This is a genomic window from Nocardioides luteus, from assembly GCF_000960475.2.
In the GTDB taxonomy this organism is placed as follows: Bacteria; Actinomycetota; Actinomycetes; order Propionibacteriales; family Nocardioidaceae; genus Nocardioides; species Nocardioides luteus_A.
Map to the genome: position 1 here is coordinate 38,743 of NZ_JZDQ02000007.1, position 25,718 is coordinate 64,460.

Below are 25,718 nucleotides of genomic sequence, written 5' to 3' on the forward strand. Positions count from 1 at the left end.
CCACGGGTTCCTCTTGACACGAAAAAGCCTAAGCACTTAAATATTAACCACTAAGAGAAAGGAGTCGGGATGTCGATCGCAACACTGCACTCGCTGCGCAGCGTCCAGCTGCAGGTGCCGACCCTCACCGAGTCGACGGACTTCTACTCCGAGGTCTGGGGCCTCTCGGTCGTCGAGCAGGACCATGACGACACCTGGCTGCGCGGCACGGGGGAGAACCACCACGTCCTCCAGCTGACCCGCGCGGCGCGCAACGGCCTCGGCGCCATCTCGTTCGCGGTGCGTACGCCGGCCGAGGTCGACGAGGCCGCTCGCCGGCTCGCCCTCCGCGGCATCCCGATGCTCACCGAGCCGGGTGCCCTGGACCAGGCTGGCGGCGGCTACGGCATCCGCTTCGCCGACCCGGAGGGCCGGGTCATCGAGCTCGTCGCCGACGTCCACGCGGTGAAGCCGCTCGACCGTGACCGTCCGGTCCCGATCGGAGTGACGCACGTCGTGCTCAACACCGTCGACATCGACCGCGCGGTGGCCTTCTACACCGACGTCCTCGGGATGCGGGTCTCGGACTGGTCCGAGCACCAGATGGCGTTCCTGCGCTGCAACACCGACCACCACAGCATCGCCTTCAACCAGGCGGCGTGGACCTCGGTCAACCATGTGGCGTACGAGATGCCGAGCATGGACCACTTCATGCGGGGCATCGGCTCGCTCAAGCAGCAGGGCGTCACCCCGCTGTGGGGGCCGGGCCGCCACGGCCCGGGCAACAACACCTTCTCCTACTTCGCCGACCCCGCGGGGCTCGTGTGCGAGTACACCTCCGACGTCGCCCAGGTCGTCGAGGACCAATGGCTGTGCAAGGTGTGGCGCCGGGTCCCCGAGCTCTCCGACCTGTGGGGGACCGCGGGCCCGCCGTCCAAGGACGTACGCAGCCACATGGCCGGCATCGAGGACGTGGGCGTGTTCGCCGACCGTCCCGACCTGGCCGCCGCGTACGCCTCGACGCCGGCCCGCGACCTGGTGGAGGTGGCCCGATGACGAAGGTCAGCATCATCGGCGCCGGCGCCATCGGCCGGCCCGTGATCGAGGCCCTGGTGGGTGGAGCGGTTGAGGACGTCGAGGTCGTGGGAGTCGTCAACGACACCCCGGTCGGGGAGTGCCCGGTGCCGCAGATCCGGCTCGCCAAGGCGATCGAGAGCAGCGACGTGATCGTCGAGTGCGCCGGTCAGGCGGTCGTCTCCGTGCACGGCGTCGAGATCCTCGAGGCCGGCCGAGACCTGCTGATCACCTCGGCGGGAGCGCTGGCCGATCCCGATCTGGTCGCCAGGCTCCTGGCTGCCGGTCCGGGGCGGATGTTCGTCACCTCCGGTGCCATCGGCGGCATCGACCTGCTGGTCAGTGCCGCCAGCCACGGCGCTGTGCACCGCGCCTCGGTGACCACCACCAAGCTGCCCGCGACCCTGCTGCAGCCGTGGATGGACGACGCGACCCAGGAGCGGGTCCGGGCCACCACGGAGCCGACCACGATCTTCGAGGGGTCCGCCGCGGAGGCGGCACGCTACTTCCCGCGCTCGCTCAACGTCGCGGCCACCGTCGGGCTCGCCGTGGGCGACCTGGAGCTGGTCGAGGTGCGGCTCGTCGCCGACCCCGGCGCCGAGCTGACCAGCCACGTCATCGAGGCCGACGCGGACGCCGGCAGCTACCGGTTCGAGATCCGCAACCACCCCTCGGCCGCCAACCCGCGTACCAGTGGCGTCGTCTCGCGCGCCGTGGTCCGGTCCCTGTCCATGCTCGTCGGCCGCCCGGTCGGCGCGGTCAGCATCGTCTGAGGCCGCGATGACGACCACCACGCTCCGTACGACCGGGGTCCACGTCGAGGACACCGGCAGCGGCCCGACCATCCTGTGCCTGCACGGCATCGGGTCCAGCTCGGCCTCGTTCGCGCCCCAGGTCGCGGCGCTGGCCGGTGAGTTCCGGCTGCTGGCCTGGGACGCCCCCGGCTATGCCCGCTCCGCCGACCCCGAGAGCTCTCTCGACCTCGACGGGTTCGCCGATGCGGCGGCCGCCGTGATCGAGGAGTACGCAGCAGCCGGCCCGGTCCACGTCCTGGGTGTCTCCTGGGGAGGGGTCATCGCGGTCCGGCTCGCGACCCGTCACCCCGAGCTGGTCCGGAGCCTCGTGCTCGCCGACGCGAGCCGCGGCTCCGGCACCGCCCCGGAGAAGGCTGCGGCGATGCGGGCCCGGGCCGCCGAGCTCGACGCCGCCGGCAGCGACGCCTTCGCCGGCGGCCGCGGCCCGCGGCTGGTGAGCCCGGACGCGCCGGGCGAGCTGGTCGACCGGGTCGTCGCCACGATGCGCGACGCGATCCGGCTGCCCGGCTACGGCCTCGCCGCCGAGTCGATGGCCGCCACCGACCTGACCTCCGAGCTCGCCGCCATCGACACCCCGACGCTGGTGCTCTGCGGCGACCAGGACCAGGTCACCGGGATCACCGAGTCGCAGGCGCTCGCCGGCGGCATCCCCGACGCCGTGCTGGTGACGCTGCGCGGCGCCGGCCACCTGGCCAACCAGGAGTCGCCCGAGGCGTTCAACGCCTGGCTCTCCTCCTTCGTCGGGATCGTCGAGCGCCTCTACGCCTGACGCCCTCCCTGAACCCACCTGAGAACGACAACACCGCAAGAGAGGAACCACTCATGTCGATCACCCAGCAGCCCCTCACGTACGAGACGGCCGAGAGCCTGGAGGAGTTCACCGACTCCATCATCCTGACCCGCGCCTCGCGCCACGAGGACTGGGACACCCTCGGCTTCCAGGCCAAGGCCGGCGACCAGTTCAAGCGCGCCCAGATCCGCTACGTCGGCTCCGGTGCGACCGGCAACCACGAGAACGACAACCGCACCATCAGGTCGCAGGGCTTCACCTTCTCCAACATGCTGCTGCCCCCGGGCGCCGAGGGCCCCGAGCACACCCACCACGACGCCGAGGAGGCCTTCTTCGTCCTCGAGGGCGAGGTCGAGGTCGGCGTGCACCGAGACGGCCAGGTCGTCAAGCGCACCCTCGGCTACCGCGACATGATCGTGGTGCCGGCCGGCGTGCCGCGGAGCCTGAAGAACAACGGCGATGTCGACGCGCTCTTCTGCGTCATCATCGGCGCCCAGAAGCCGCAGGTCCCGACGTACCCGGAGACCTCCGCGATGCACGGCGTCACCCGGGACTGACCCATGAGTCTCGACGGTGCACCGGTCCTGGTCACGGGCGCGGGTCGCGGCCTCGGGCTGGCGATCTCCCGGCGCCTGGCCCGGGCCGGTGCCCGGGTCTGGCTCGCGGACATCCGCGAGGACTGGCTGGCGACGGCCGCAGCGACCCTCCGCGAGGAGGGCCACGAGGTCTCGACCGTGCCGGTGGACGTCACCGACCAGGCGTCGGTGCGGGCGATGGTGAAGGAGACCGGGCCGGTCTACGGCCTGGTCAACAACGCGGCCCGCGCCGACGGGGTCGGCGGCAAGCCGGTCCACGAGATCGACCCGGCCGAGTGGGACTCGCTGATGGCGGTCAACCTGCGGGGCCCGTGGCTGGTCAGCCGCGAGGTCGTCCCGGGGATGATCGAGGCCGGCACCGGCCGGGTGCTCAACATCGGCTCGGACTCGGCGCTCTACGGCTCCGCGAACCTCGCCCACTACATCGCCTCCAAGGGCGGTCTCGCCGCGCTGACCCGGGCGATGGCGCGTGACCTCGGCCCGCACGGGATCACCGTCAACACCCTGGCCGCCGGTCTCACCACCACCGAGGCCGCGCAGCAGATCCCCGAGCACCGCCACCAGCTCTACCGCGACAACCGGGCGCTGACCCGGGACCAGGAGCCCGCCGACGTCGTCGGGGCGGCGGCCTTCCTGCTCGGGCCCGAGGCCGCCTACATCACCGGCCAGCAGCTCGTCGTCGACGGCGGCTTCGTCTTCCACTGACAGGACCTTCACGACCATGGATCTCCATCTCGCCGATCGCACCGTGCTCGTCACGGGCGGCAGCTCCGGCGTCGGTCTCGCGACCGTCGCCACCCTCCTCGAGGAGGGCGCGAACGTCATCACCTGCGCCCGCCGTCTCGACGTGCTCGAGAAGGCGCTCGCCGACCTCGACACGCCCGCCGACCGGATGCTCGCGATGAGCTGCGACGTACGCGACGCCGACCAGGTGCGCGCGCTGGTCGAGGCCGGGGCGGCCCGGTTCGGCGGGATCGACGGGCTGGTCAACAACGCCGGCCAGTCCCGGATGCTCGGGCTCGACCGGGCGACCGTGGAGGACTTCCGCGACGAGCTGGACCTGAAGTTCGGCGGCGTCCTCAACGTCACCGGGACCGCGCTGCCGTACCTGCGGGCCTCCGACGCCGCCGCGATCGTCACGATCAACGCGGTGCTGGCCCGCCAGCCCGAGCCACGGCTGGTCACCACCTCCGCCGCACGGGCAGGCCTGCTCAACCTGACCAAGTCGATGGCATCCGAGTACGCACCCGACATCCGGGTCAACAGCGTCTGCCTCGGACTGATCGACACCGGCCAGTGGCGACGGCGTTTCGAGGCGGACGAGCAGGCCACCTCGTACGAGGCCTTCGAGAGCGACCTCGCCGCCGACCGCGGCATCTCCCTGGGTCGGTTCGGCCGGGCCGAGGAGGTCGCCGCGATGGTCGTGACCCTGCTGTCCCCTCGCGCCTCGTACGTCACCGGCGCAGCGCTCGACGTGTGTGGCGGCGTTGCCCGCTACGTGGCCTGAGGAGACCGAGATGACCAACCTGACCACCGCTGCCCCTGATGTGGTGACCTACGCCGACGGCGGCGACCTGCTCGTCGCGGTGCTCCGCGAGGTGGGCGTCGACACCGTCTTCGGTGTCATCTCCGTCCACAACCTGCCGCTCGTCGAGGCGGTCTCACGCGAGCTGCGGTTCGTTCCGGTGCGCCACGAGGCGAGCGCCGTCAACGCCGCCGACGGCTACGCCCGGGCGACCGGCGGCCTCGGCTGCGCGCTGACCAGCACCGGCACCGGCGCGGGCAACGCGGCCGGCTCGCTGATCGAGTCGCTGAGCTCGGCCACCTCGGTGCTGCACGTGACCGGACAGGTCGAGTCCGCCTACCTCGGCTCGGGTCGCGGCTTCATCCACGAGACCAAGGACCAGCTCGGCATGCTGCGGGCGGTCTCGCTCGACGCCGTCACCGTGCCCTCGCTGGAGGAGTCGGCCGGCATCCTGCGGGCCGCCGTCGACCGGGCGCTGGGTGGGCCCGGCCGCGCGGGTGGTCCGGTGAGCGTCGAGTGGCCGATCGACCTGCAGTACCTGCCGCAGCGCGAGGTCGTCGAGATCGCCGAGATGCCGGACGCGCCGGTCGCGGCGACGGCGCCCGCCGGCCTCGACGCGCTGACCGAGCTGATCGTCGCCGCCGAGCGGCCGCTGATCTGGGCCGGGGGCGGTGTCGCCGAGGCCGGGGCCGAGCTGACCGAGCTGCTCGAGACCTGGGGCGCAGGCCTGCTGACCTCCAACTCCGGCCGCGGCGCGGTCCCCGAGGACCACCCGCTCGTCGTCGGCAACTACGGCGCCACGCCCGGCGGCGGCGAGCTGCTCGCCGAGGCCGACCTGCTGCTCAGCATCGGCACCCACTTCCGGTCCAACGAGACCCGCGACTACGACCTCGTCCTGCCCCCGGTGCATGTCCAGGTCGACCTCGACCCGGCAGCGCTCGGACGGGTCTTCCCGATCGCGGCCGGAGTGGCGGCGGACGTCCGCGACGTGCTGCCCGCGATCACCGAGGCCGTGCGAGACCGCGGACGGGCCGCGGCGGAGTGGCGTGCCCGGGTGACCCGGGCACGCCAGGACGTACGCGCCACCCAGCGTGCGGGGCTCGGTGACCACGCCGTGCTCGCCGACGCGCTGCGCGCCGCGCTGCCGCGCCGGTCGGTGCTCGCCCGCGACGTCACCATCGCGTCCTCGTCGTGGGGCAACCGGCTCTTCGAGGTCTACGACCCCCGCGACAACGTCTTCCCCCGCGGCGGCGGGATCGGCCAGGGGCTCGGCATGGGGCTCGGCGCCGCGATGGGCCGCCACGACGAGCCGACCGTCGTCATCGCCGGCGACGGTGGCCTGGCCGTACACCTGGGTGAGCTGCTCACCCTCGCCCAGGAGCGTCCGTGGCTGGTGCTGATGGTCTTCAACGACGGCGGCTACGGCGTGCTCCGCAACATGCAGGAGGCCCGCGGCGTCGACCGCGCCGGCGTCGACCTGACCACTCCCGACTTCGCCGGTCTCGCGGGCGCGCTCGGCCTGCCCTATCAGCGGATCGGCACCGCCGCCGAGGCCGCGCCCGAGCTCGAGCGGGCCGTCGCTCGACGTGGTCCGGTGCTCGTCGAGGTCGACCTGGAGTCCTTCGGCCCGATGCCGCGGCCGTTCACACCGCCGGTCAAGGTTCCCGACCCGACCACGAGGAGGTCGTCATGAGTCTCGCCACCGAGGAGCAGGAGCTGGAGCTCCTGGTCAAGCAGATGACCCTGGAGGCCGACGGCGTACTGTCGCTGCGGCTCGTCCACCCCGGCGGCGACCCGCTGCCCGAGTGGAGCCCGGGTGCCCACGTCGACCTGACCCTGAAGGGGTCGCTGGTGCGGCAGTACTCGCTGTGCGGCGACCCCGCCGACCGCGGCAGCTACCGGGTCGCGGTGCTGCGCGAGCAGGCCGCCCTCGGCGGCTCGGAGTACGTCCACGAGGGGCTGCGCCCCGGCCATCGGCTCCGTGTGGTCGGTCCCCGCAACAACTTCGACTTCCTCCCTGCCAAGCGCTACGTCTTCGTCGCCGGCGGCATCGGGATCACCCCGCTGCTCGCGATGCTGACCGAGGCCGAGCGGCAGGGCACCGACTGGGAGCTGTGGTACGGCGGTCGCCGCGAGGACTCGATGGCGTTCCTCGACGAGCTGGCGGCGTACGGGGACCGGGTGAAGGTCATCCCGGAGGAGACCCACGGCCGGCTCGACCTGGCCACCGCGCTGCCGACGCCCGAGCCGGGCACCCTGGTCTACTGCTGCGGACCCGAGGGGCTGCTGGCGGTGGTCGAGGAGCATGCCGCGAGCTGGCCCGAGGGGACGCTGCAGGTGGAGCGTTTCAAGGCCAAGCAGATCGAGGTCGACCCCGACGGTGAGCAGCCGATCTCTGTCGACTGCCGGCGCTCCGGCCGGGTCGTGCAGGTGCCTGCCGACGTACCGGTCATCGACGCCCTCGAGGCCGCCGGGATCACGGTCTCCAGCTCCTGCCGCGACGGGATCTGCGGCACCTGCGAGACCAAGGTGCTCGCCGGCACCCCCGACCACCGCGACTCCCTGCTCAGCGACACCGAGCAGGCGTCCGGCACCACCATGATGATCTGCGTCTCCCGGGCGCGGACCCCCGAGCTGGCGCTCGACATCTGACGCGCCGTACCGACTGCACACGAGGGAGAACACAGCAATGGGCTATCTAGCGCCGATCCAGGCGGCGGTCGCCGAGACGACCCCCTGGGAGACCAAGCTCGCCGGTGCCATCGAAGAGGTCTTCGGTGGCGGCCGGCACGACCTGCCGGGGCTCGTCGACGGGCTCAACGAGCTCGGCATCCCGGCACCCGGCGGCGGTCCGTGGACCACCGAGGGATTCACCACAGCGATCGCCGAGCTCGCCGCGGCGGGCAAGCAGGAGGACTGAGCCATGGGACCGATGGTCAAACGACAGCTGAGCGCGGACCAGATCCTCGCGACCGGCCTGCGCAACCAGTGGTACGCGATCTGCCCCTCCGACATGGTGCCGCAGGGCGGCGTCCACCGGGTGCGCCGGCTCGGGATCGACTGGGTGCTGTTCCGGGAGTCCGACGGCACCCTGCGGATGCTCGAGGACCGCTGCCCGCACCGTGGCGCGCCGCTCTCCCAGGGACAGCACCTGGGCAGCAAGATCGCCTGCGCCTACCACGGCGTCCAGGTCGACGGCACCGGCAAGGTCGTCTCCGTGCCCGGCCTGCCCGGCTGCAACCTGGAGGGCAAGACGCTCGTGCCGAGCCCGCCGCTGCAGGAGCTGGGCGGCGCGATCCTCGCCTACATCGGCGACGAGCAGCACCCCGACCCGGCCCCGGTCGCGCTGCCGGACCCGCTGGTCGACGAGGAGATCTCGTCCTTCCTCTGCTACGCCGAGTGGGACACCCCGTGGCGCTACGCCATGGAGAACCTGCTCGACCCGATGCACGGCGCGTTCCTCCACCGCGAGTCGCACTCGATGTTCGGCGGCGACACCGAGGCCAGGTTCCGCATCCGCGAGACCGACCGCGGCTTCTTCTTCGAGAAGACCGACCAGCGTGGCGTGAACTTCGACTGGGTCGAGTTCTGCCGCACCGGCATCGACTGGGTCGACCTCTCCATCCCGTACCCGCCGACCGCCGGCCCCGGCGGCTCCTTCGGCATCGTCGGCATGGGCACCCCGATCGACGAGCACACCACTGCGGTCTTCTTCTGGCGCTACCGCAAGGTCAGCGGCTGGGAGCGCGACGTGTGGCGCTTCCTCTACCGCACCAAGCTCGAGGCCCGGCACTGGCACGTGCTCGAGCAGGACCGGGTCATGCTCGAGGCGATGGCCGAGGACGCCGACCAGGCCGAGAACCTCTACCAGCACGACCTCGGTGTCGTCCGGCTCCGCCGGCTCTACAAGAAGCTCGCCGAGGAGCAGGCGGCTGGGCTCGCGCCGTCGCCGTCGCCGGAATCGGTTCCGGCCGGGCGCGCCTGAGGCGAGCCCGGCCGGAGGGCCAGTGGGTCAGCGGACCGGAGCCCCCGGACCCAGCGGGATCCCCAGCGCCCACCACACGAAGAACAGCGCGGTCCAGGCCAGGCTCATCGCGATCGCCAGCGGCAGCGTGTAGGAGGCGAGGGTGCCGATGCCGGCGTCCTTGCGGTAGCGCTGCAGGAAGCCGAGGGCCATCACGAAGTAGGGGCTCATCGGGGTGATCGCGGTGGAGCCGGAGTCGGCGATCCGGAAGAGCGCCTGGGTGGTCTCCGGCGGCACCGCGAGCAGCATCAGCATGGGCACCAGGACGGGCGCGGCGATGGACCACATCGCCGAGCCGCTGGTGACCAGCACGTTGACGATGCTGAGCAGCGCCAGAACGAGGAGGAAGACCACCCAGACCGGGATGTTGCTGGTCTTCAGCGCCTCGGCGGAGTTAACTGCGACGACATCGCCGAGGTGGGTCCAGTCGAAGTACGCCAGGAACTGGGCGATCGCGAAGAACAGCACCAGCACCGGGGCCATCTGCTTGATCCCCTGACCCATCAGTGCGGGTACGTCACCGGGCCTGGTGATGGAGCCGGAGAGCGTGCCGTACACGATGCCGGCGAGGCCGAAGAGGACCGCGACGATCGCGGCGATGCCGGTGAGGAACGGCGACTCGGTCAGCGACCCGTCCTCGCCGCGCAGCGGCGAACCGCCCGGGATCACCACCGCGGCGATGACCACGATCGCCGCCAGGAGGGCGAGGAGCGACCAGCGCAGCGCGCGGCGCTCGCGGCCGTCGAGCTGGAGGGAGCCGAAGTCGCCGTCGTCGGCGTCCTCGTCGGCGTCGAGGTCGGGCCGCTTGGAGAGGACGAACTTCGTCATCAGGGTGATCACCGCGGCCAGCAGCAGCGAGGAGGCGATGTTGAAGAACCAGTTGCTGACGGGGGAGACGTACGCGCTCTCGTCGACGATCTGGGCCGCGGCCGTGGTGATGCCGGCGAAGATCGCGTCGTTGGGAGTCGGGATCGGGCTCGCGTCGTACCCGCTGGCGATCGCGGTGTAGGCGACCACGATCCCGAGGATCGGGGAGCGCCCCACGGCCCGGAAGGCGAGGCCGCCGAGCGGCACCAGGATGATGTACGCAGCCGCCGAGGCCACGTGGGCGACCGTTCCGGTGAACGCGACGGCGAAGACGACCCAGCCGACCGGAACGCGCGAGATGCCGGTCTTCATCGCGGCGGTGAGGAAGCCGGTGCGCTCGGCGACGGCGACGCCCATGATGACCACGACGATGGTCGCCATCGGCGGGAACTCGGCGAAGTTGGAGACCATCGTCGAGACCGCCATCGCCAGGCCGTCGCCGCTGAGCAGGCTCTGGACGACGACCTCCTCGCCGTCGCCGGGGGAGATGACCGAGACGCCGGCCGCGGCGCAGATCGCGCTGATCACCGCGAGGATCGCGGCGAGGATCCAGAAGAGCCAGAACGGGTGCGGCAGGGCGTTGCCGACGCGCTCGACCACGCCCATGGCGCGGATGATCCACGGCAGTCTCTCGCTGCCGGTCGGGGTTGCGGTGCTGGTCATGTCAGTCACCCTTCGCTGGTGAGGCGGTGGCGGGAGAAGAAGTCCCAGATCACCGTCGCGGACTCGATGGTGTGGGTGACGTGGCCGCCACCGGAGTAGATGTCGCCGCCCGGCCAGACGTGGCCGCCGCCGTCGACGGCGACGTGCTGGACCTCGGCGTCGTGATCGCACCCGGTCCAGCGGGTGGTGGTGACGTCGCGCTTCGTGCGGGTGGCGGAGGCGGTGCAGCCGTTGTGGTCGGCCCAGCCCTGGACCCATGCGGGGATGGCCGGCAGGTCGCGATCCGGGTCGCCCGCGTAGGGGATGGTCGCGTCGGCGACGCCGTGGATCTCCAGGATCGGTGTCGGCGGCGCCTCCTCGCAGCCGACCCGTGCGCCCGGGTAGAGCGCCGGGGCGACGGGTGCGATGGCCGCGAACGTGTTCGGCAGCTGACAGGCGAGGAGGGCCGTCAGACCGGCGCCGTTGGACTTGCCGGTGGCATAGACACGGGTCGTGTCGATGCAGTGGTCGGCCTCGATGGCGGTGAGCAGGTCGCGGGTGAAGGCGACGTCGTCGACGCCCGGGGCCTCGTACGGTGCGCCCTGCCAGGCCTTGCGGTAGCCCGAGCCGGTGCCGATCGCGCCGTCGGGATAGGCGACGACCGCCGGCAGGTCGGAGAGCTCGGAGAAGCCCTCGACCTCGACGCCCGTGCTGCCACGGCCGTGGTAAGCGACGATCAGCGGCCAGTCGTCGCGGCGCTCGTAGCCCTCCGGGAGGCGGAGCACGTAGCTGCGTTCGAGGTCGCCGCTGGTCAGGTCGTACTTCTGGCTGCTGTCGGACTCCTGGTCCGTCGGCTTGGCGCACGGCGTGGTCGCGCCCGCGGCCTGGTCCTGGTCGGAGGCGCGGGTCAGTGCGGAGGTGGCGGTCGGCGCCAGGGACAGCGCGGCGACGGCCGCGACCGCGACGGCCGGAGCCAGGAGGCGGGATCGTCGTGGGGACATGGGTGCTCCTTGGGGGCGGATCGGTGCGTTTTCGGGTGTGCTGGATCGCCCGGCGACGCGGTGTGCGTCCCGGTCGGGGTCCCGAGCTGAAGGGGTGGGCGGGTGGCCTAGGTGTCGAGCCACTCCTTGATGAAGGCGACGATGCGGTCGGTGGCCTCGGTGAGGATGGCCCGGCCGTCCTCGGCGGTGGCGCGGCGTGGGTCGCCGAGCACGCCGGTGGGGGAGAGGCGGTCGTAGGGAAGGGCCACGGCGGGCTGGCTCACCGAGCGGGCCAGCCGGGCGAACGGATCGAGCTCGTCGGGCGTGGTCGTGCCCGGGGTGAGCAGGTCGTGGCGTACGAGGTGGGGGGCGATGTGCAGCATCTGGGCCGTCTCGGCCTCGCCGCTGTGACCGGAGATCTCACTCAGCTCCATGCGGCCGACGGCGTCCTTCGCCAGCGTCGTCACCGGCGTCCAGGCCAGCTCCAGGTCGGGGCGGTCGCGCAGCAGCTCCTGGGCCAGGGTGCCGAGCGTGGCGTTGTTGCCGCCATGGCCGGTGATCACCAGGAAGCGCCGCCAGCCGTGGGCGGCCAGCGACTCCACGTACTCCCGCACGACGGCGGCGAAGAGCGCCGGCCGCAGACTCACGGTGCCGGCGAAGGCCTGGTGGTGGGGCGAGACGCCGACCGGTACGCCCGGACCGATGACCACCTTGCCCGGGAGCGCCTCGGCGACGGCGTCGGCGAGGGCCTCGGCGCGGATCTGGTCGGTGGCCAGCGGGAGCCCGGCACCGTGCTGCTCGAACGCGCCGACGGGGATGACGACGACCGTCACGTCGCCGGCTGCCTGCTCGGCCTCGAGGGTGGTCATCTCGGCGAGCTTCGCGGTCATCGGGCCTGCTCGGGGCCGAGAGTGCTGGCGATCGCCTCGCGGATCGCGACCAGGTGGTCACGGGTGAGAGCGGCCGCGGCGTCGGCGTCACCGTCGCGTACGGCCTCGACGATCCGGACGTGGTCGGCGTGGTCGCGGTCGCGATCGGTGTAGCGGTGCCGGATCTCGATCTGGTCGCGCGCCCGCACCTGCAGCAGCGCCTCGATGGTCTCGCGTAGCAGCAGGTTGCCGGAGGCGCCCGCCAGTGCGACGTGGAAGTGCAGCTCGGGCCGCTCGTCGGCGTACTGCGGCTTGAGCGAGTTGTCGGCCGAGAGCGTCAGCGCGGTGAGGTCGTCGTCGGTACGCGCCGCGGCGGCCGCCGCAGCGACCGGCGGCTCCAGCACGATCCGGGCGTCGAGGAGCTCGAGCACCGACTCGCTGCGGGACTCGGAGACATGGGGGTTGACCAGCAGCCGCCGGTTCACCCCGCCGCTGACGTAGGTGCCCGAGCCGTGCCGGAAGCGGATGACGTCGGTGGCCTCCAGGCGGCGCAGCGCCTCGCGGATCGTCGGGGTGGTCACCTCGAACCGCTTGGCCAGCTCGCGCGAGGAGGCCAGGGCGTCGCCCGGCTCCAGGCCCGCGGCCTCGATCATGGCGACGATCCCGTCGGCGATGCGTTCTGAGAGCGATGATGTGTTGCTGGTCACAATAAGTGACTAAATCACTTATTGAATTCGCCGTCAAGGAGGACGGCCCTGCCGGAGACGGGGCCGCCTCGGGATCGCACTGCTTGCAGACGGCTTGCGTAAAGCAGTTATATTCTTGCGTTCATGAGTAGACGTCTTGCCGACGCAGCCGCCCGCGCCAAGGTCTCCGAGGCGACCGTGAGCCGGGTGCTCAACGGCAAGCCGGGCGTCTCGGAGGCGACCCGCGAGCGCGTGCTGACCGCTCTCGACGTGCTCGGCTACGAGCGGCCGGTGAAGCTGCGCGGGGAGCGCGCCAGGCTCGTCGGCCTCGTCCTGCCGGAGCTGCAGAACCCGATCTTCCCGGCGCTCGCCGAGGTCCTCGGCGCCAACCTCGCCCAGCAGGGTCTGACCCCGGTGCTCTGCACGCAGACCGCCGGTGGCGTGACCGAGTCGGAGTACGTCGACCTGCTCCTCGAGCAGCAGGTGGCCGGCGTGGTCTTCGCCGGCGGCACCTATGCCCAGCGCGATGCCGACCACGCCCACTACGACCGCCTGGCCGGGCGCAACCTCCCGGTCGTGCTGATCAACGCGGCCATCGACGATCTGCCGTTCCCGCGGGTGGTCTGTGACGACGCCGACGCGATGGAGCAGGCTGCCGAGCACCTGCTCGCGCTCGGGCACGAGCGGATCGGCCTGGTGCTCGGTCCGCGCGACCACGTGCCCTCCGAGCGCAAGCTGGCCGCGTTCCGGGCGGTCTGCGACCGAGCCGGGATCGCGTTCGACGAGGACCTGGTCGTACGCAGCCTCTACTCCCTCCAGAGCGGGCAGGCCTCCGCGGCGCGGCTGATCGAGGCGGGTGTGACCGGGATCGTCTGTGCCAGCGACCCGCTCGCGCTGGGAGCGGTCAGGGCCGTACGTCGGGCCCGGCTGTCGACGCCCGCGGACGTGTCCGTGATCGGCTACGACGACTCCGCCTTCATGGCCTGTGCCGACCCGCCCCTCACCACGATCCGGCAGCCGATCGAGGCGATGGGTCGCGCGGCGGTCGACTTCCTGGTGAGCCAGATCGACGGCACCCTCGGGCCGGTCGACGAGCTGCTCTTCGAGGGGGAGCTGGTGGTCCGACGGTCGACCGGACCTGCAAAGCAGCGCGCAAAGTCCTGAAATTAATTACGCTCTGTCAAGTTCTTGCGCAGTTCCTGATGCCGGCTCTACGGTCTCAGCACGCCGTCACGGTGACGGTCGTCACACGAATGTGAGCTGCTGAGAAGGGAGGGCCCGTGACCGCCACGGAACCTCGACAGAGCGAGCCGGCACCGGCCGCGCTTCCGGTCTTCACGGAGCGCCCGGCCGACTGGTGGCGCTCCGCGGCGATCTACCAGATCTATCCCCGCAGCTTCGCGGACGCCAACGGGGACGGCACCGGCGACCTGGCCGGCGTGCGAGCCCACCTGACCTATCTGCGCGACCTCGGGGTGGACGCGATCTGGTTCACGCCGTGGTTCCCCTCGCCGATGGCCGACGGGGGCTACGACGTGACGGACTACCGCGCGATCGACCCCGTGTTCGGCGACCTCGCCGAGGCCGAGGCGCTCATCCAGGATGCCCTCGAGCTCGGCATCCGCACGATCATCGACGTCGTCCCCAACCACGTCTCCGACCAGCACCGCTGGTTCCGGGCCGCGGTCGAGGCCGGGCCCGGCGCTCCCGAGCGCGACCGGTTCTGGTTCCGGGACGGCCGTGGCCCCGGGGGCGAGCAACCGCCCAACGACTGGACCTCGGAGTTCGGCGGTCCCGCCTGGACCCGCCTGACCGGACCCGACGGCGTCCCCGAGCAGTGGTACCTGCACCTCTTCTCCGCCGAGCAGCCCGACCTCAACTGGCAGCACGAGGACGTACGCCGCGAGCACGAGGAGATCCTCCGGTTCTGGTTCGACCGGGCGGTGGCCGGGATCCGGATCGACTCGGCCGCCCTGCTCGCCAAGGACCCGGCTCTCCCCGACGTCCCGGTCGACCCGCGGCCCGGCGAGCACCCCTACGTCGACCGGGAGGAGCTCCAGGAGATCTACCGCGGCTGGCGGCGGATCGCCCAGGAGTACGGACCCGACCGGGCCCTCATCGGGGAGGTCTGGCTCCCGGACACCTCCCGGTTCATCCGCTACCTGCGGCCCGGTGTCCTGCACGCGGCGTTCAACTTCGACTTCATGACCGCGCCGTGGGACGCCACGGCGCTGCGTACCTCCATCGAGACGACGCTGCGGGTGCACGGGGAGGCCGGGGCTCCGGCGACCTGGGTGCTCTCCAACCACGACGTCACCCGGCTGGTGACGCGCTACGGTCGCGCCGACACCGCGTTCGCGTTCGAGACCAAGCGCTTCGGTACCCCGACCGATCGCGAGCTCGGAGAGCGGCGGGCGAGGGCGGCCGCGATGCTCGCGATGGCTCTGCCCGGGGCGTACTACCTCTACCAGGGCGAGGAGCTCGGTCTGGACGAGGCCGACATCCCGCCGGAGCGGGTGCAGGACCCGATGCACTTCCGCAGCGGTGGCGTCGACCCCGGCCGCGACGGCTGCCGGGTGCCGCTGCCGTGGAGCGGGGACCGGCCTCCGTACGGCTTCAGCGCCCCCGGCACCACCACGTGGCTGCCGCAGCCCGAGGGCTGGGCGCGGCTGACGGCGCAGGCGCAGTCGGCCGACCCGCGCTCGATGCTGTCCCTGCACCGGATGGCGCTGCTGATCCGGCGTACGCATCCCGACCTCGCCACCGGCGACTTCCGCTGGATCGACACGGCTCCCGGGATCCTCGCCTTCCGCCGCGGTGCGCACTTCGCCTGCGTGGTCAACCTGACCGACGCGCCGGTGGAGCTGCCGCACAGCGACCACGTCTGGCTCGCCAGCTCGCCCCTCGAGGCCGGCCGGCTCGCCCCCGATGCTGCGGTCTGGCTGCGGCCCACGACCTGAGACCCCACCACAACATCCAGGAGACAGACCCATGAGATCCATTCGGTTGCGCACCGTCGCGCTCACCGCGGTCGCGGCTGTCGCGTTCGGCTCGCTCGCCGCCTGTGGCGAGACGTCGGACGACGGCGACGGCGTCACCATCACCGTCGAGGGCTGGCGGCCCGGCGACAAGCAGGCCACGATCGACGCCGTCAAGGCCCAGGCCGCGGCCTTCCACAAGGATCATCCCGACATCACCGTGAAGCCGGTGGAGTGGCAGTGGAACGCGCAGACGTTCCCCGCCCAGCTCGCCGGTGGCACGCTGCCGATCTCCTTCCGGGTGCCGTTCACCGACACCAAGGGCCTGGTCGAGCGTGGCCAGGTCGCCGACGTCGACGCCGAGATCCGCGAGCTGCCCTACTTCGACAAGCTCAACCCGAACGTGCTGGCCGCGGCGCAGGGCACCGACGGCAAGGTCTACGGCCTGCCCTCGGACGTCTACGCCAACGCGCTCCACTACAACCGCGACCTGTTCACGAAGGCCGGCCTCGACCCGGACAAGCCGCCGACGACGTGGGAGGAGCTGCGCGCCGCCGCCAAGCAGATCCATGACCGGACCGGTGCCACCGGGTACGCAGAGATGACCACCTCCAACACCGGCGGCTGGATCCTCACCACGCTGACCTACGCCCTCGGTGGCCGGATGGAGACGCAGGACGGCGACACGTTCACCGCCACCGTCGACAACCCGCAGGCCGAGCAGGCGCTGCAGCTGCTGCACGACATGCGCTGGACCGACGAGTCGTTCTCGGGCAACACCGCCTACGACTGGGCCGGCATCAACCAGGCGTTCGCGGCGGGGAAGGTCGGGATGTTCATCAGCGGCTCCGACGTCTACAACGCGCTCGTCACCACCTCGGCGATCGACCCGAAGACGTACGGGCTGACCGCGGTCCCGCTGGGCGACTCCGCCGACGCCGGCGTGCTCGGCGGCGGGTCGGTCAACGTGGTCAGCGCCAAGGCCAGCGACGCGGAGGCCGAGGCGGCGGTGGCCTGGGCCGACTTCTTCCGGGTCCGCAAGTACACCGACGAGTCGGCGGCCGTAGCCGACGCGAAGACCCAGACCGCGGCCGACCAGCCCGTCGGGACGCCGACCTTCCCGATCTTCGACGAGGCCTCGTACACCACCTACCAGGGCTGGGTGAAGGACTACGTCAACGTCCCGCTGGAGCAGATGAGCGGCTACACCTCGCGGATGTTCGACCTCTCGCTCATCGCCGAGCCGCCCGCGCAGACCCAGGCCGTGTACGGCGCGCTGGACCCGGTCGTGCAGAAGGTGCTCAGCGACGAGGACGCCGACATCGCCGCACTGCTGAAGGACGCCGACGCCTCGGTGCAGCAGATCCTGGACAAGGGCTGAGCGTGACCGCCGACATGTCCCGGGTGGGCGGGCCGGCCCTCGTGCGAGGGCCGGCTCGCCGGCGTACGTCTGTCGCCGTGCTCGCGAGGTGGTGGCGCGGCGGCGCGGCGACCCTCGTCTTCCTGCTGCCGATGCTCCTGGTCTTCGGGCTGTTCTCGTGGTGGCCGATCGCCCGGACCGTGGTGATGAGCGTGCAGGACACCAACCTCGTCGGGCCGGCGGAGTGGGTGGGCCTGGACAACTTCCGCACGGTGCTCGCCGACCCGCTGCTGCCGGTGGCGTTGCGCAACACGGCGGTCTTCGCGGGCATCGCGTTCGTCGTCGGATATCCGGTCCCGCTGGTCATGGCCGTGGTCTTCAGCTCGCTGCGAAGGCTCCGAGGGCTCTACGCGGGCCTGGCCTATCTGCCCGTCGTGGTGCCGCCCGCGGTGGCGGTGCTGCTGTGGAAGACGTTCTACGACGCCTCCCCGGACGGTGTCTTCAACACCGTGCTGGGGTGGGTCGGTCTCGGACCGGTGCCGTGGCTGGAGTCGGCGTCCTGGGTGCTGCCCTCGCTGGTGATGGAGGCGACCTGGGCCGCGGCCGGCGGCACGGTGATCATCTATCTCGCCGCGCTGACCTCGGTGCCGCAGGAGCTCTACGACGCCGCCTCGGCCGACGGCGCGGGCGTGCTCGGCAAGATCTGGCACGTCACCCTGCCGCACCTGCGCCCGGTGCTGCTGATCACCCTGATCCTGCAGATCATCGGCACCGCCCAGGTCTTCCTCGAGCCCTACCTGTTCACCGGCGGCGGCCCCTCGCACGCCTCGCTGACGCTGCTTCTGCTGATCTACGAGTACGCCTTCGGCAGCACGACCGGTGGCGGCGCCTACGGCCCGGCGACCGCGCTGAGCCTGATGATGGCGGTCGGCCTGGCGCTGCTGTCGTGGGCCTACTTCCGGCTGACGCGCGGATGGAGCGACTGATGAGCTTCGTCTCCTCCCTCGACCGGCGGCGTACGTCGGTGCGCTGGGGTGTCCGCGGTGTGCAGCTGGTGACGCTCCTGGTGCTGACGGTCGTCTGCCTCGGGCCGCTGCTGTGGCTGGCGAAGTCGGCGGTACCCCCACCCAGGACACCCTGCGCTCGCCGATCGCGCTGTGGCCGAACGGCCCCGACCTCTCGATCCTGTCGCAGGCGTGGACGGAGCTGGGCCTGTCGTCCTACCTGGTCAACACGGTGATCATCGCGGCGGGCTCGTGGGCCGTCCAGGTGCTGGTCGCCACGACCGCGGGCTACGCGCTCTCGGTGCTGCGCCCGCGGCTGGGCCGGGTCCTCTACGGTGCGGTGCTCGCCACCATGTTCGTGCCGATCGTGCTCCTGCTCGTCCCGCTCTACCTCACCGTGCTGAGCCTGCCGGTCGTGCACTGGTCGCTGGTCGGGACGTACGCCGGGGCCTTCCTGCCCGCGGGCGCCTCGGCGTTCAACGTGGTGCTCATGAAGCGCTTCTTCGACAGCCTTCCCCGCGAGATCCTGGACGCCGCCCGGATCGACGGCGCCGGGCCGTACCGGCTCTTCTGGTCGGTCGTCCTGCCGATGTCACGGCCGGTGCTCGGGGTGGTCTCGGTCTTCGCGGTGCTCGCCGCGTGGAAGGACTTCATCTGGCCGCTGATCGTCCTGCCGGACCCGGCCAAGCAGCCGATCGCGGTGCGGCTGCCGTCGATCGCGCCGGCCACCGACCTCTCCGTCCTGCTCGCGGCGATGGCGATCTCGGCGGCGCTCCCGATCGTCTTCTTCCTCCTCTTCCAGCGGCTCTTCCTGCGCAGCGAGGGTCTGGAGGGTGCGGTGAAGGGATAGGGATGTCGCGCCGGCGGGCTCAGGCGGGCAGCGGAAGCACCTCGACGGGGCAGTCCGCCTCGCGGAGCAGCGCCCGGGTCACGCCACCCAGGTGCGGGAACGCGTTGAGATGCGCTGCGCGCCCGACGACGAGGAGCCGGGCGGCGTCGGCGGCGGCGACGAGCGCGTCCGCGGGGGCGTCCGCGACGACGCGGCGCTCCAGCGGCGTCCCGGCGGTCTCGGGGGCGTGTGCCCGGGCCGTGCGGATGAGGTCGTCGACGTACGCCTCCGCGCGCAGCGTCCAGTCGCGGGTGGTGGCGTGGTCGGCCAGCTCGGCGCCCATGGCCATCAGCTCGAGACCGTAGAGGACGGTGACCGGTTCGTTGAGGCGGTTCGCCTCCTCCAGGGCGTAGGTCAGCAGCTGCTCGTCGGTCTTGTCGCCGCTGACGCCCACGACGATCCCGGTGCGTCCGTCGGCCGACCAGGCCTCGGGGACCACGGTCACCGGGCAGCCGGCATGTGCCGTGATGCGAGCCGAGGTGGACCCGGTGAACACCCGGTGCACGCGGGAGAACCGTCGGCGCTGGAGGACGACACGGTAGGCGCCTTCCGACTCCTTGATCAGTGCATGGGCCGCGTGGCCACGCACCAGCTCGCCGGAGACCTCGACCTTGCCGTCGACGACCTTGCGGGCGATCTCGATGGCGTCGCGGAGCAGCTGACCGGCGACCCGTCCGACCGCGGAGTCGTCGATGATCAGCGACCGCGGCTGCATCGCGCCGGGAAGTCCGAGGATCGGGTCGCCGAAGAGGACGTTGGCCTGGTGGACGTGGACGATCCGCAGCGGGTGGCCGCACGTGGCGGCCAGACGGCCGGCGTGCTCCAGCAGGGCGGTCTCCGAGGACGGGTCGAGGGTGCCGACGACGATGGGCTCGGCGCCGACGGGCGCGGAGCCGGTGGGCGTGGACGGCGTGGTCATGCCATCACGCACTCGTGGTCGGTGAAGCCGTGGAAGCCCTGGTGCATGCCCGGGTTGTGCGTGCCGCTGAACCCGACGTCCTGGGCGCAGTGGACGACGTGCTCGCCGAACTCACGCCCGTCGGCGGCCGCGGCCGGTGACGGGAGGGCGAGTGCGGTGCCGGCCGCTGCGGCGGCCGCGAAGATCAGGATGCGGTTCATGGTGAGATCACTCCTCGGAGGTCGGGGTTTCTGACTGGTCGATGCGCACGCGGGTTACGCCGGCGACGGTGGCTGCGGCGCTCTCGGCCAGGGCACGGTCCTTCGGTGTCTCCGGTCCGGTGATCACGACGCTCCCGTCGGCGACCGCGACGAGCCAGTCCGGGTGACCGAGCTTGCTGACGAGCGCGGTCAGCTCCCGGTCCAGGGTGTCGTCGTCGCGAGCCAGGGCGGCGGTCACGTCGCTTCTGCTGACGACACCCACAAGTGCCTCGTCGTCGTCGAGGACCGGCAGGCTCTTCAGCCCCCGCTGCGCCATGATGTCCACCGCGACGGACACCTCGGCGTTCGCGCGGACGGCGACCGTCACCGGGGTCATCACGTCCTCGACGTACGCCGGTGGTCGATCGGTCACGGGCTCCGGCGGGAGCACGTGGGCGCGCGGGTCGGGCAGGACACGGTCGCGGATCAGGTCGATCTCGGCGACGACGCCGCAGAGCCGGTCCGCCGACGTCACCACCGGCATCGCCGTGATGTGGTGGTCGCGGAGCAGGGCGAGCGCCTCCCGGACGGGAGTGTGCCTTCGGGCGGTGACCGGCGACGTGGTCATGATCTCTCGGACGAGCATGCCCATCACCGCCGGGAGTGTTCGATCGTCATGCGGCGAGCCTCCTCCGGCGGGCGGGGGCGGGCATGAGTGCAAGGTCCTGCGGCCAAGAGACCTTCGGCCCGCCGCAGGACCTTCGTCATCGTCTCCACGGACGAACGTCGGCGCGGTCGGGACCCGGCGGCTCTCGTTGCCGCGTCCTCGGCCGGGATGTGCTGGATCCGTCCGTGACCCACAACGAAGGAGAGGGCCATGTCCCTTCTCGACCGAACCCCGTTCCACCGCGAAGCGCGCGGTGGCGTCGCCGGCAAGGAGACACCACCGCCCCGGCCCGTCGACCGACCGGTCCCCGGCGGCGAGACGCCCGCCGGCCAGCTCCGGCTTCCCTATGCGACGGCGCTGGTGATGGGCTCCATCATCGGCGTCGGCGTCTTCAGCCTCCCGTACGCCGTCGCCTCCTACGGCCCGATCAGTCTGGTGGCGATGGTGGTCGCGACCGTCGGCGCCGTCGCGCTGGCGCTCGTGTTCGCCGTTCTCGCCCGGCGGATGCCGGCCGGCGGCGGGCCGTACGCCTACGCGCGAGCCGCCTTCGGTGACGGCTGGGGCTTCAGCCAGGCCTGGCTCTACTGGATCACCGCGTGGGCGGGCAACGCGGCCATCGCGGTCGGCTGGGTCTTCTACGTCGAGACCTTCCTCAACAAGGGCGGCGCCACCGGCTGGTCGATCGTGATCGCGCTGACGGGCCTGTGGATCCCGGCGGCGATCAACCTCACCGGCGTACGGTCCATGGGCGTCTTCCAGCTGTGGACGACGGTCCTGAAGTTCGTCCCGCTGGCGCTGATGGCGACCGCAGGACTCTTCTTCATCAAGAGCGGCAACTTCACGCCGTGGAACACCAGCGGTGACACGAACATCTCGGCGATCGGCGGTGCGATGGCGATCTGCCTGTTCAGCTACCTCGGTCTCGAGACCGCGTCGGTCGCCGCCGCCCAGGTGCGTGATCCTGCCCGGAACGTCCCGCGCGCCACGGTGCTGGGAACCGTCGGCAGCGCGGTGGTCTACCTGCTCTCGCTGGTCGCGGTCTTCGGCATCCTGCCGGCCTCGGAGCTGGCCCAGGATGTCAACCAGGCCTCCTACTCCGCGGCCGCGAACGAGGTCTTCGGCGGCAGCGTGGCGGGCGACATCGTCGCGGCCGCGGTGATCATCTCCGGGATCGGCGCCCTCAACGGGTGGACCATGATCTGCGCCGAGATGCCGCTCGCCGCGGCGAAGGAGGGCCTGTTCCCACGGCTCTTCGGCAGGATCTCGAGCCGAGGGGTGCCCGCCGTCGGCATCATCGCCTCCACGGCCCTGGCCTCGGTCGCCGTGGTCGTCAGCTATCTGGGCACCGACGGGGCCACCGTGTTCACCACCCTCGTGCTGATGACCGGGATCACCGCGGCGATCCCGTACGCCTTCTCCGCGCTGGCCCAGCTCAAGTGGCGCTGGCAGGACCACCGCCGCGGCCCGACGCCGCACCTGGTCCTCGACCTCGCGGTCGCGGTCGTCGCGCTGGTCATGTCGGTCGCGTTCGTCTACTACTCGCGCAACAGCGACAACAGCTGGTACGTCGTGTGGGGCCCGTTCCTGATGACCGGTGCCGCCGCGATCCTCGGTGTGCCCGTCTACCTCACGCAGCGACGCAGACTCCAGGCCGCGGCATCCGCGGACGCCGGCTCGCAGACGACTGATGGGAGCGAGTCGTGAGCTTCCACGTCGACTCCGAGGTCGGCCGCCTGCGGCAGGCGGTCGTGCACCGCCCCGGCCTCGAGCTCAGCCGGCTGACCCCGAGCAACATCGACCGGCTCCTCTTCGACGACGTCCTGTGGGCCGAGCGGGCCCGCGAGGAGCACGACGGGTTCGTCGCCGCGCTCGAGGCGCGCGGGGTGGTCGTCCATCACTTCGCCGACCTGCTGACCGAGGCGCTCGACCAGCCGGGCGCGCGCGAGCTCCTCCAGGAGGAGCTCTCGACGGCGCACCGGTTCGGTCCGGCGCTCGACCAGCCGCTCGACGACCTGGTGGCCACCACCCCGGCCGGTGAGCTGGCCGGCTACCTGATCGGTGGCGTGCTCAAGTCCGACGTCGCCGACCGGGTGCACGCCAGCAGCCTGCTGCTGGCGTATCTCCGCGACGACGACTTCCTGCTCGCCCCGCTGCCGAACCACCTGTTCCAGCGCGACAACGTCGCGTGGGCGTACGACGCCCTCTCGCTCAACCCGATGGCGAAGCCGGCCCGGCGGCGCGAGACGATCAACTCGAAGGTCGTCTACGACTTCCACCCGATGTTCCGGGGCCGGGTCGACTACCTCTACGGGCACGACGCCCTCGACCACGGCGGGGCGACCCTGGAGGGCGGTGACGTGACCGTCATCGGCAACCGGGCCGTGATGATCGGGATGGGGGAGCGGTCCACGCCGCAAGGGGTGGAGAACCTCGCGCGTGCGCTGTTCCGGCGAGGCACGGTCGACACCGTGATCGTGGTGGAGTTGCCCCGGGAGCGGGCGTTCATGCACCTCGACACGGCGATGACGATGGTCGACGCCGACGCCTTCTCGGTCTACCCCTACCTCCCCGACGAGCTGCGCTCCTACTCGCTCCACCGCGTGGGGACCGGCGGGGAGTTCAAGCTCGAGGAGAACGACGCGCTCTTCCCGACCGTCGCCGACGTCCTCGGCCTCGACCGGGTGCGGGTGCTGCGGGCGCCGATCGACCGACTGGGCGCCGAGCGCGAGCAGTGGGACGACGGGAACAACTTCCTCGCCCTGGCGCCCGGCGTCATCGTGGGCTACGAGCGGAACACCACCACGAACGCCTATCTGGCCGACCAGGGCATCGAGGTGATCCCCATCGTCGGTGAGGAGCTCGGCCGCGGCCGCGGTGGACCCCGGTGCATGACCTGCCCCATCGAGCGAGAGGCGGTGCCGTCATGACGCTGCTGGCCCCGCACGCGACGGTCAGGTCGCTGGCCGGCCGCGACTTCCTCAAGGAGGTCGACCTCACCGTCGAGGAATGGCGCTCGCTGGTGGCGCTGGCCGCGGAGCTCAAGATGGAGCGCCGGCTGCCCGGCAGGGCTCCACGTCTCGCCGGACGCTCGATCGCCCTGCTCTTCGAGAAGGCCTCCACCCGGACCAGGTGTGCCTTCGAGGTCGCGGCCTACGACGAGGGGGCGCACGTGACCTACCTCGACCCGTCGAGCTCGCACCTGGGCCACAAGGAGTCGGTCGCGGACACCGCCCGGGTGCTCAGCCGGCTCTACGACGGCATCGAGTACCGCGGCTCCGACCAGGCCACGGTGGAGACCCTGGCGGCGTACGCCCGGGTGCCGGTGTGGAACGGCCTGACCGACGCCTGGCACCCGACCCAGTCGCTGTGCGACGTGCTCACCATGCTGGAGCACTCGAACAAGGAGGCTGCGCAGATCTCGGTCGCCTACGTCGGGGACGCCCGCAACAACGTCGCCCGCTCGCTGCTCGTCGCGGGTGCGCTGATGGGCATGGACGTACGGCTGGTCTCGCCGACCGAGCTGGCTCCGGACCGCGACGCGGTGCGGCAGGCCGAGCGCATCGCCGCCGCCACGGGCGCCCGGCTGACGATCACCAGCGACCGCCGCCAGGGCCTGTCCGGCGCCGACTTCGTCTACACCGACGTCTGGGTGTCGATGGGGGAGCCGCCCGAGCTGTGGGACCGGCGGATCGCGCAGCTGGCACCGTACGCCGTCGACGACGCGCTGCTCCGGCTCACCGGCAACCCGGAGGTGAGGTTCATGCACTGCCTGCCGGCGCTGCACGGCACCGACACCGACCTCGGCCGGCAGCTGCAGATCAGGACGGGACGTACCTCGCTCGAGGTGACGCCGGAGGTGTTCGAGTCAGAGCGCTCGATCGTCTTCGACCAGGCCGAGAACCGCCTGCACACCATCAAGGCCGTGCTCGTCGCGACGCTGGCCGCCGGAGGCCGGCCGAGCGAGGAGGGGGCCGGATGAGGATCGTCGTCGCGATCGGCGGCAATGCCCTGCTGCGGCGCGGGGAGCGCCCGGACGCGGCCCCGCAACGCCGCCACGTCGCCGCGGCTGCGGCGGCGCTGGCGCGGATCGCCCGTGACCACCAGGTCGCGGTGGTCCACGGCAACGGCCCGCAGGTGGGCCTGCTCGCCCTCGAGAGCGGTGCCGACCCGACGCTGTCCGAGCCGTATCCGCTCGCCGACCTCGTCGCGGAGTCCCAGGGCCTCATCGGGCTCTGGCTCCAGCAGGCGCTCCTGGACGAGGGCATCGGCGACGTGGTGACGCTGGTCAGCCAGACGGTGGTGGATCCCTCGGATCCGGCGTTCCGGGAGCCGACCAAGTTCATCGGTCAGGTCTACGACGAGCCGACGGCCCGTCGCCTCGCCGACCTCCACGGCTGGACCATCCGTGCCGACGGCGGTGGCTGGCGACGGGTGGTGGCGTCCCCGCTGCCGCGGGACATCGTCGAGCTTCCGGTGGCCGCATGGCTGCTCGACGCGGGCGCGACCGTCGTGCTCGCCGGCGGCGGTGGGGTCCCGGTCGTGGACCGTGACCACCGCTACCAGAGCGTCGACGCGGTGGTCGACAAGGACCGCGCCGCAGCGCTCGCCGCGGAGAGTCTCGACGCCGACCTGCTGCTCGTGCTCACCGACGTGGAGGGCGTGATCCGGGACTTCGGCGGCTCCGCCGAGAAGGTGCTGCGTGAGGTGAGCGTCGCCGAGCTGTCCTCGATGTCGTTCCCCGCGGGATCGATGGGCCCCAAGGTGGAGGCCGTCTGCGGCTTCACCCGGCGGACCGGACGACGCTCGGCCATCGGCTCCCTCGACGAGATCAACGGGGTGCTCGCCGGCACGACGGGCACCCAGGTGCGGAGCTGA

Annotated in this window: 26 protein-coding genes; 19 read left to right on the top strand and 7 right to left on the bottom strand. The window is 71.6% G+C overall.

The genetic code is table 11. From position 1 onward, the window contains the following. Nucleotides 1–69: 69 nt before the first annotated feature. Genes UG56_RS06180 through UG56_RS06225 form a run of 10 tightly spaced genes read left to right on the top strand, consistent with a single transcriptional unit; the run spans nt 70 to nt 8,764 of the window. Nucleotides 70–1,035: a VOC family protein gene (locus UG56_RS06180; protein ID WP_045549763.1), complete on the top strand. Its 966-nt coding sequence runs from the start codon at nt 70–72 to the stop codon at nt 1,033–1,035. Next, entirely contained in the window at nt 1,032–1,826 is a 795-nt protein-coding gene (locus UG56_RS06185; protein WP_045549762.1) for an aspartate dehydrogenase domain-containing protein, read from the top strand. The genes UG56_RS06180 and UG56_RS06185 overlap by 4 nt, the downstream gene beginning before the upstream one ends. A 7-nt stretch (nt 1,827–1,833) precedes the next feature. Then, nucleotides 1,834–2,637: an alpha/beta fold hydrolase gene (locus UG56_RS06190; RefSeq protein WP_071326899.1), complete on the top strand. Its 804-nt coding sequence runs from the start codon at nt 1,834–1,836 to the stop codon at nt 2,635–2,637. Between the two features lie 53 nt (nt 2,638–2,690). Then, nucleotides 2,691–3,215 (top strand): cupin domain-containing protein, encoded by a 525-nt coding sequence (locus tag UG56_RS06195; RefSeq protein WP_045552050.1) that lies wholly within the window; start codon nt 2,691–2,693, stop codon nt 3,213–3,215. A gap of 3 nt (nt 3,216–3,218) precedes the next feature. Next, nucleotides 3,219–3,959 carry a 3-oxoacyl-ACP reductase family protein gene (locus UG56_RS06200; RefSeq protein ID WP_045552049.1) on the top strand — a complete coding sequence of 247 codons (741 nt, stop codon included), beginning with the start codon at nt 3,219–3,221 and terminating at the stop codon, nt 3,957–3,959. 16 nt (nt 3,960–3,975) lie between these two features. Further along, nucleotides 3,976–4,761, top strand: a complete 786-nt coding sequence (locus UG56_RS06205; RefSeq protein WP_045552048.1) for an SDR family oxidoreductase — start codon at nt 3,976–3,978, stop codon at nt 4,759–4,761. A 10-nt stretch (nt 4,762–4,771) separates the two neighbouring features. Beyond that, nucleotides 4,772–6,472 (top strand): thiamine pyrophosphate-binding protein, encoded by a 1,701-nt coding sequence (locus UG56_RS06210; protein ID WP_071326900.1) that lies wholly within the window; start codon nt 4,772–4,774, stop codon nt 6,470–6,472. Further along, complete coding sequence (locus UG56_RS06215; RefSeq protein WP_045551303.1) at nt 6,469–7,431, top strand: PDR/VanB family oxidoreductase; 963 nt, start codon at nt 6,469–6,471, stop codon at nt 7,429–7,431. The genes UG56_RS06210 and UG56_RS06215 overlap by 4 nt, the downstream gene beginning before the upstream one ends. A gap of 37 nt (nt 7,432–7,468) precedes the next feature. Beyond that, entirely contained in the window at nt 7,469–7,699 is a 231-nt protein-coding gene (locus tag UG56_RS06220; protein ID WP_045551304.1) for a recombinase-like helix-turn-helix domain-containing protein, read from the top strand. A gap of 3 nt (nt 7,700–7,702) precedes the next feature. Next, the gene (locus UG56_RS06225) at nt 7,703–8,764 is read left to right on the top strand and encodes an aromatic ring-hydroxylating oxygenase subunit alpha (protein ID WP_045551305.1); all 1,062 of its coding nucleotides are present in this window, start codon (nt 7,703–7,705) and stop codon (nt 8,762–8,764) included. 27 nt (nt 8,765–8,791) lie between these two features. Here UG56_RS06225 and UG56_RS06230 read toward each other — a convergent pair whose 3' ends face one another. The 4 genes from UG56_RS06230 to UG56_RS06245 all read right to left on the bottom strand — a co-directional run bounded on the left by UG56_RS06230 (nt 8,792) and on the right by UG56_RS06245 (nt 12,868). After that, nucleotides 8,792–10,333, bottom strand: a complete 1,542-nt coding sequence (locus UG56_RS06230) for an AbgT family transporter (protein ID WP_045551306.1) — start codon at nt 10,331–10,333, stop codon at nt 8,792–8,794. A gap of 5 nt (nt 10,334–10,338) precedes the next feature. Then, nucleotides 10,339–11,313: an alpha/beta hydrolase family esterase gene (locus UG56_RS06235; RefSeq protein ID WP_045551307.1), complete on the bottom strand. Its 975-nt coding sequence runs from the start codon at nt 11,311–11,313 to the stop codon at nt 10,339–10,341. Between the two features lie 107 nt (nt 11,314–11,420). Further along, nucleotides 11,421–12,182: a creatininase family protein gene (locus UG56_RS06240; RefSeq protein ID WP_071326901.1), complete on the bottom strand. Its 762-nt coding sequence runs from the start codon at nt 12,180–12,182 to the stop codon at nt 11,421–11,423. Next, complete coding sequence (locus tag UG56_RS06245; protein ID WP_084100606.1) at nt 12,179–12,868, bottom strand: FadR/GntR family transcriptional regulator; 690 nt, start codon at nt 12,866–12,868, stop codon at nt 12,179–12,181. Before UG56_RS06245 ends, UG56_RS06240 begins: the two co-directional genes overlap by 4 nt. Nucleotides 12,869–12,991: 123 nt before the next feature. On the opposite strand from UG56_RS06245, the gene UG56_RS06250 reads away from it, so the two are divergent. The 5 genes from UG56_RS06250 (at nt 12,992) to UG56_RS06270 (ending at nt 19,039) form a co-directional block, all read left to right on the top strand. Then, a complete protein-coding gene (locus tag UG56_RS06250; protein WP_045551308.1) occupies nt 12,992–14,011 on the top strand; it encodes a LacI family DNA-binding transcriptional regulator in 1,020 nt (339 codons plus the stop codon). A 116-nt stretch (nt 14,012–14,127) separates the two neighbouring features. Further along, nucleotides 14,128–15,807 (top strand): glycoside hydrolase family 13 protein, encoded by a 1,680-nt coding sequence (locus UG56_RS06255; RefSeq protein WP_071326902.1) that lies wholly within the window; start codon nt 14,128–14,130, stop codon nt 15,805–15,807. A gap of 31 nt (nt 15,808–15,838) precedes the next feature. After that, complete coding sequence (locus tag UG56_RS06260; RefSeq protein ID WP_045551958.1) at nt 15,839–17,206, top strand: ABC transporter substrate-binding protein; 1,368 nt, start codon at nt 15,839–15,841, stop codon at nt 17,204–17,206. 2 nt (nt 17,207–17,208) lie between these two features. Beyond that, complete coding sequence (locus tag UG56_RS06265) at nt 17,209–18,171, top strand: carbohydrate ABC transporter permease (protein WP_256206465.1); 963 nt, start codon at nt 17,209–17,211, stop codon at nt 18,169–18,171. Between the two features lie 112 nt (nt 18,172–18,283). Beyond that, the gene (locus UG56_RS06270; protein WP_256206466.1) at nt 18,284–19,039 is read left to right on the top strand and encodes a carbohydrate ABC transporter permease; all 756 of its coding nucleotides are present in this window, start codon (nt 18,284–18,286) and stop codon (nt 19,037–19,039) included. A 19-nt stretch (nt 19,040–19,058) separates the two neighbouring features. Here UG56_RS06270 and UG56_RS06275 read toward each other — a convergent pair whose 3' ends face one another. The 3 genes from UG56_RS06275 to UG56_RS06285 are packed head-to-tail and all read right to left on the bottom strand — an operon-like array spanning nt 19,059 to nt 20,822. After that, nucleotides 19,059–19,997 carry a universal stress protein gene (locus tag UG56_RS06275; protein ID WP_071326903.1) on the bottom strand — a complete coding sequence of 313 codons (939 nt, stop codon included), beginning with the start codon at nt 19,995–19,997 and terminating at the stop codon, nt 19,059–19,061. After that, nucleotides 19,994–20,197, bottom strand: coding sequence for a hypothetical protein (locus UG56_RS06280; protein WP_045551781.1), 204 nt, complete (start codon nt 20,195–20,197; stop codon nt 19,994–19,996). The genes UG56_RS06275 and UG56_RS06280 overlap by 4 nt, the downstream gene beginning before the upstream one ends. 7 nt (nt 20,198–20,204) lie before the next feature. Then, nucleotides 20,205–20,822, bottom strand: a complete 618-nt coding sequence (locus UG56_RS06285) for a CBS domain-containing protein (protein WP_045551783.1) — start codon at nt 20,820–20,822, stop codon at nt 20,205–20,207. Nucleotides 20,823–21,053: 231 nt separating this feature from the next. On the opposite strand from UG56_RS06285, the gene UG56_RS06290 reads away from it, so the two are divergent. From UG56_RS06290 to UG56_RS06305, 4 genes are read left to right on the top strand one after another with little or no spacing between them, the layout of a single operon-like run. Beyond that, nucleotides 21,054–22,547: an amino acid permease gene (locus UG56_RS06290; protein ID WP_084100609.1), complete on the top strand. Its 1,494-nt coding sequence runs from the start codon at nt 21,054–21,056 to the stop codon at nt 22,545–22,547. Then, nucleotides 22,544–23,770, top strand: a complete 1,227-nt coding sequence (locus UG56_RS06295) for an arginine deiminase (RefSeq protein WP_045551780.1) — start codon at nt 22,544–22,546, stop codon at nt 23,768–23,770. Before UG56_RS06290 ends, UG56_RS06295 begins: the two co-directional genes overlap by 4 nt. After that, nucleotides 23,767–24,822 (top strand): ornithine carbamoyltransferase, encoded by a 1,056-nt coding sequence (argF, locus tag UG56_RS06300; protein WP_071326904.1) that lies wholly within the window; start codon nt 23,767–23,769, stop codon nt 24,820–24,822. The genes UG56_RS06295 and argF overlap by 4 nt, the downstream gene beginning before the upstream one ends. Continuing rightward, nucleotides 24,819–25,718: a carbamate kinase gene (locus UG56_RS06305; RefSeq protein WP_071326905.1), complete on the top strand. Its 900-nt coding sequence runs from the start codon at nt 24,819–24,821 to the stop codon at nt 25,716–25,718. The genes argF and UG56_RS06305 overlap by 4 nt, the downstream gene beginning before the upstream one ends.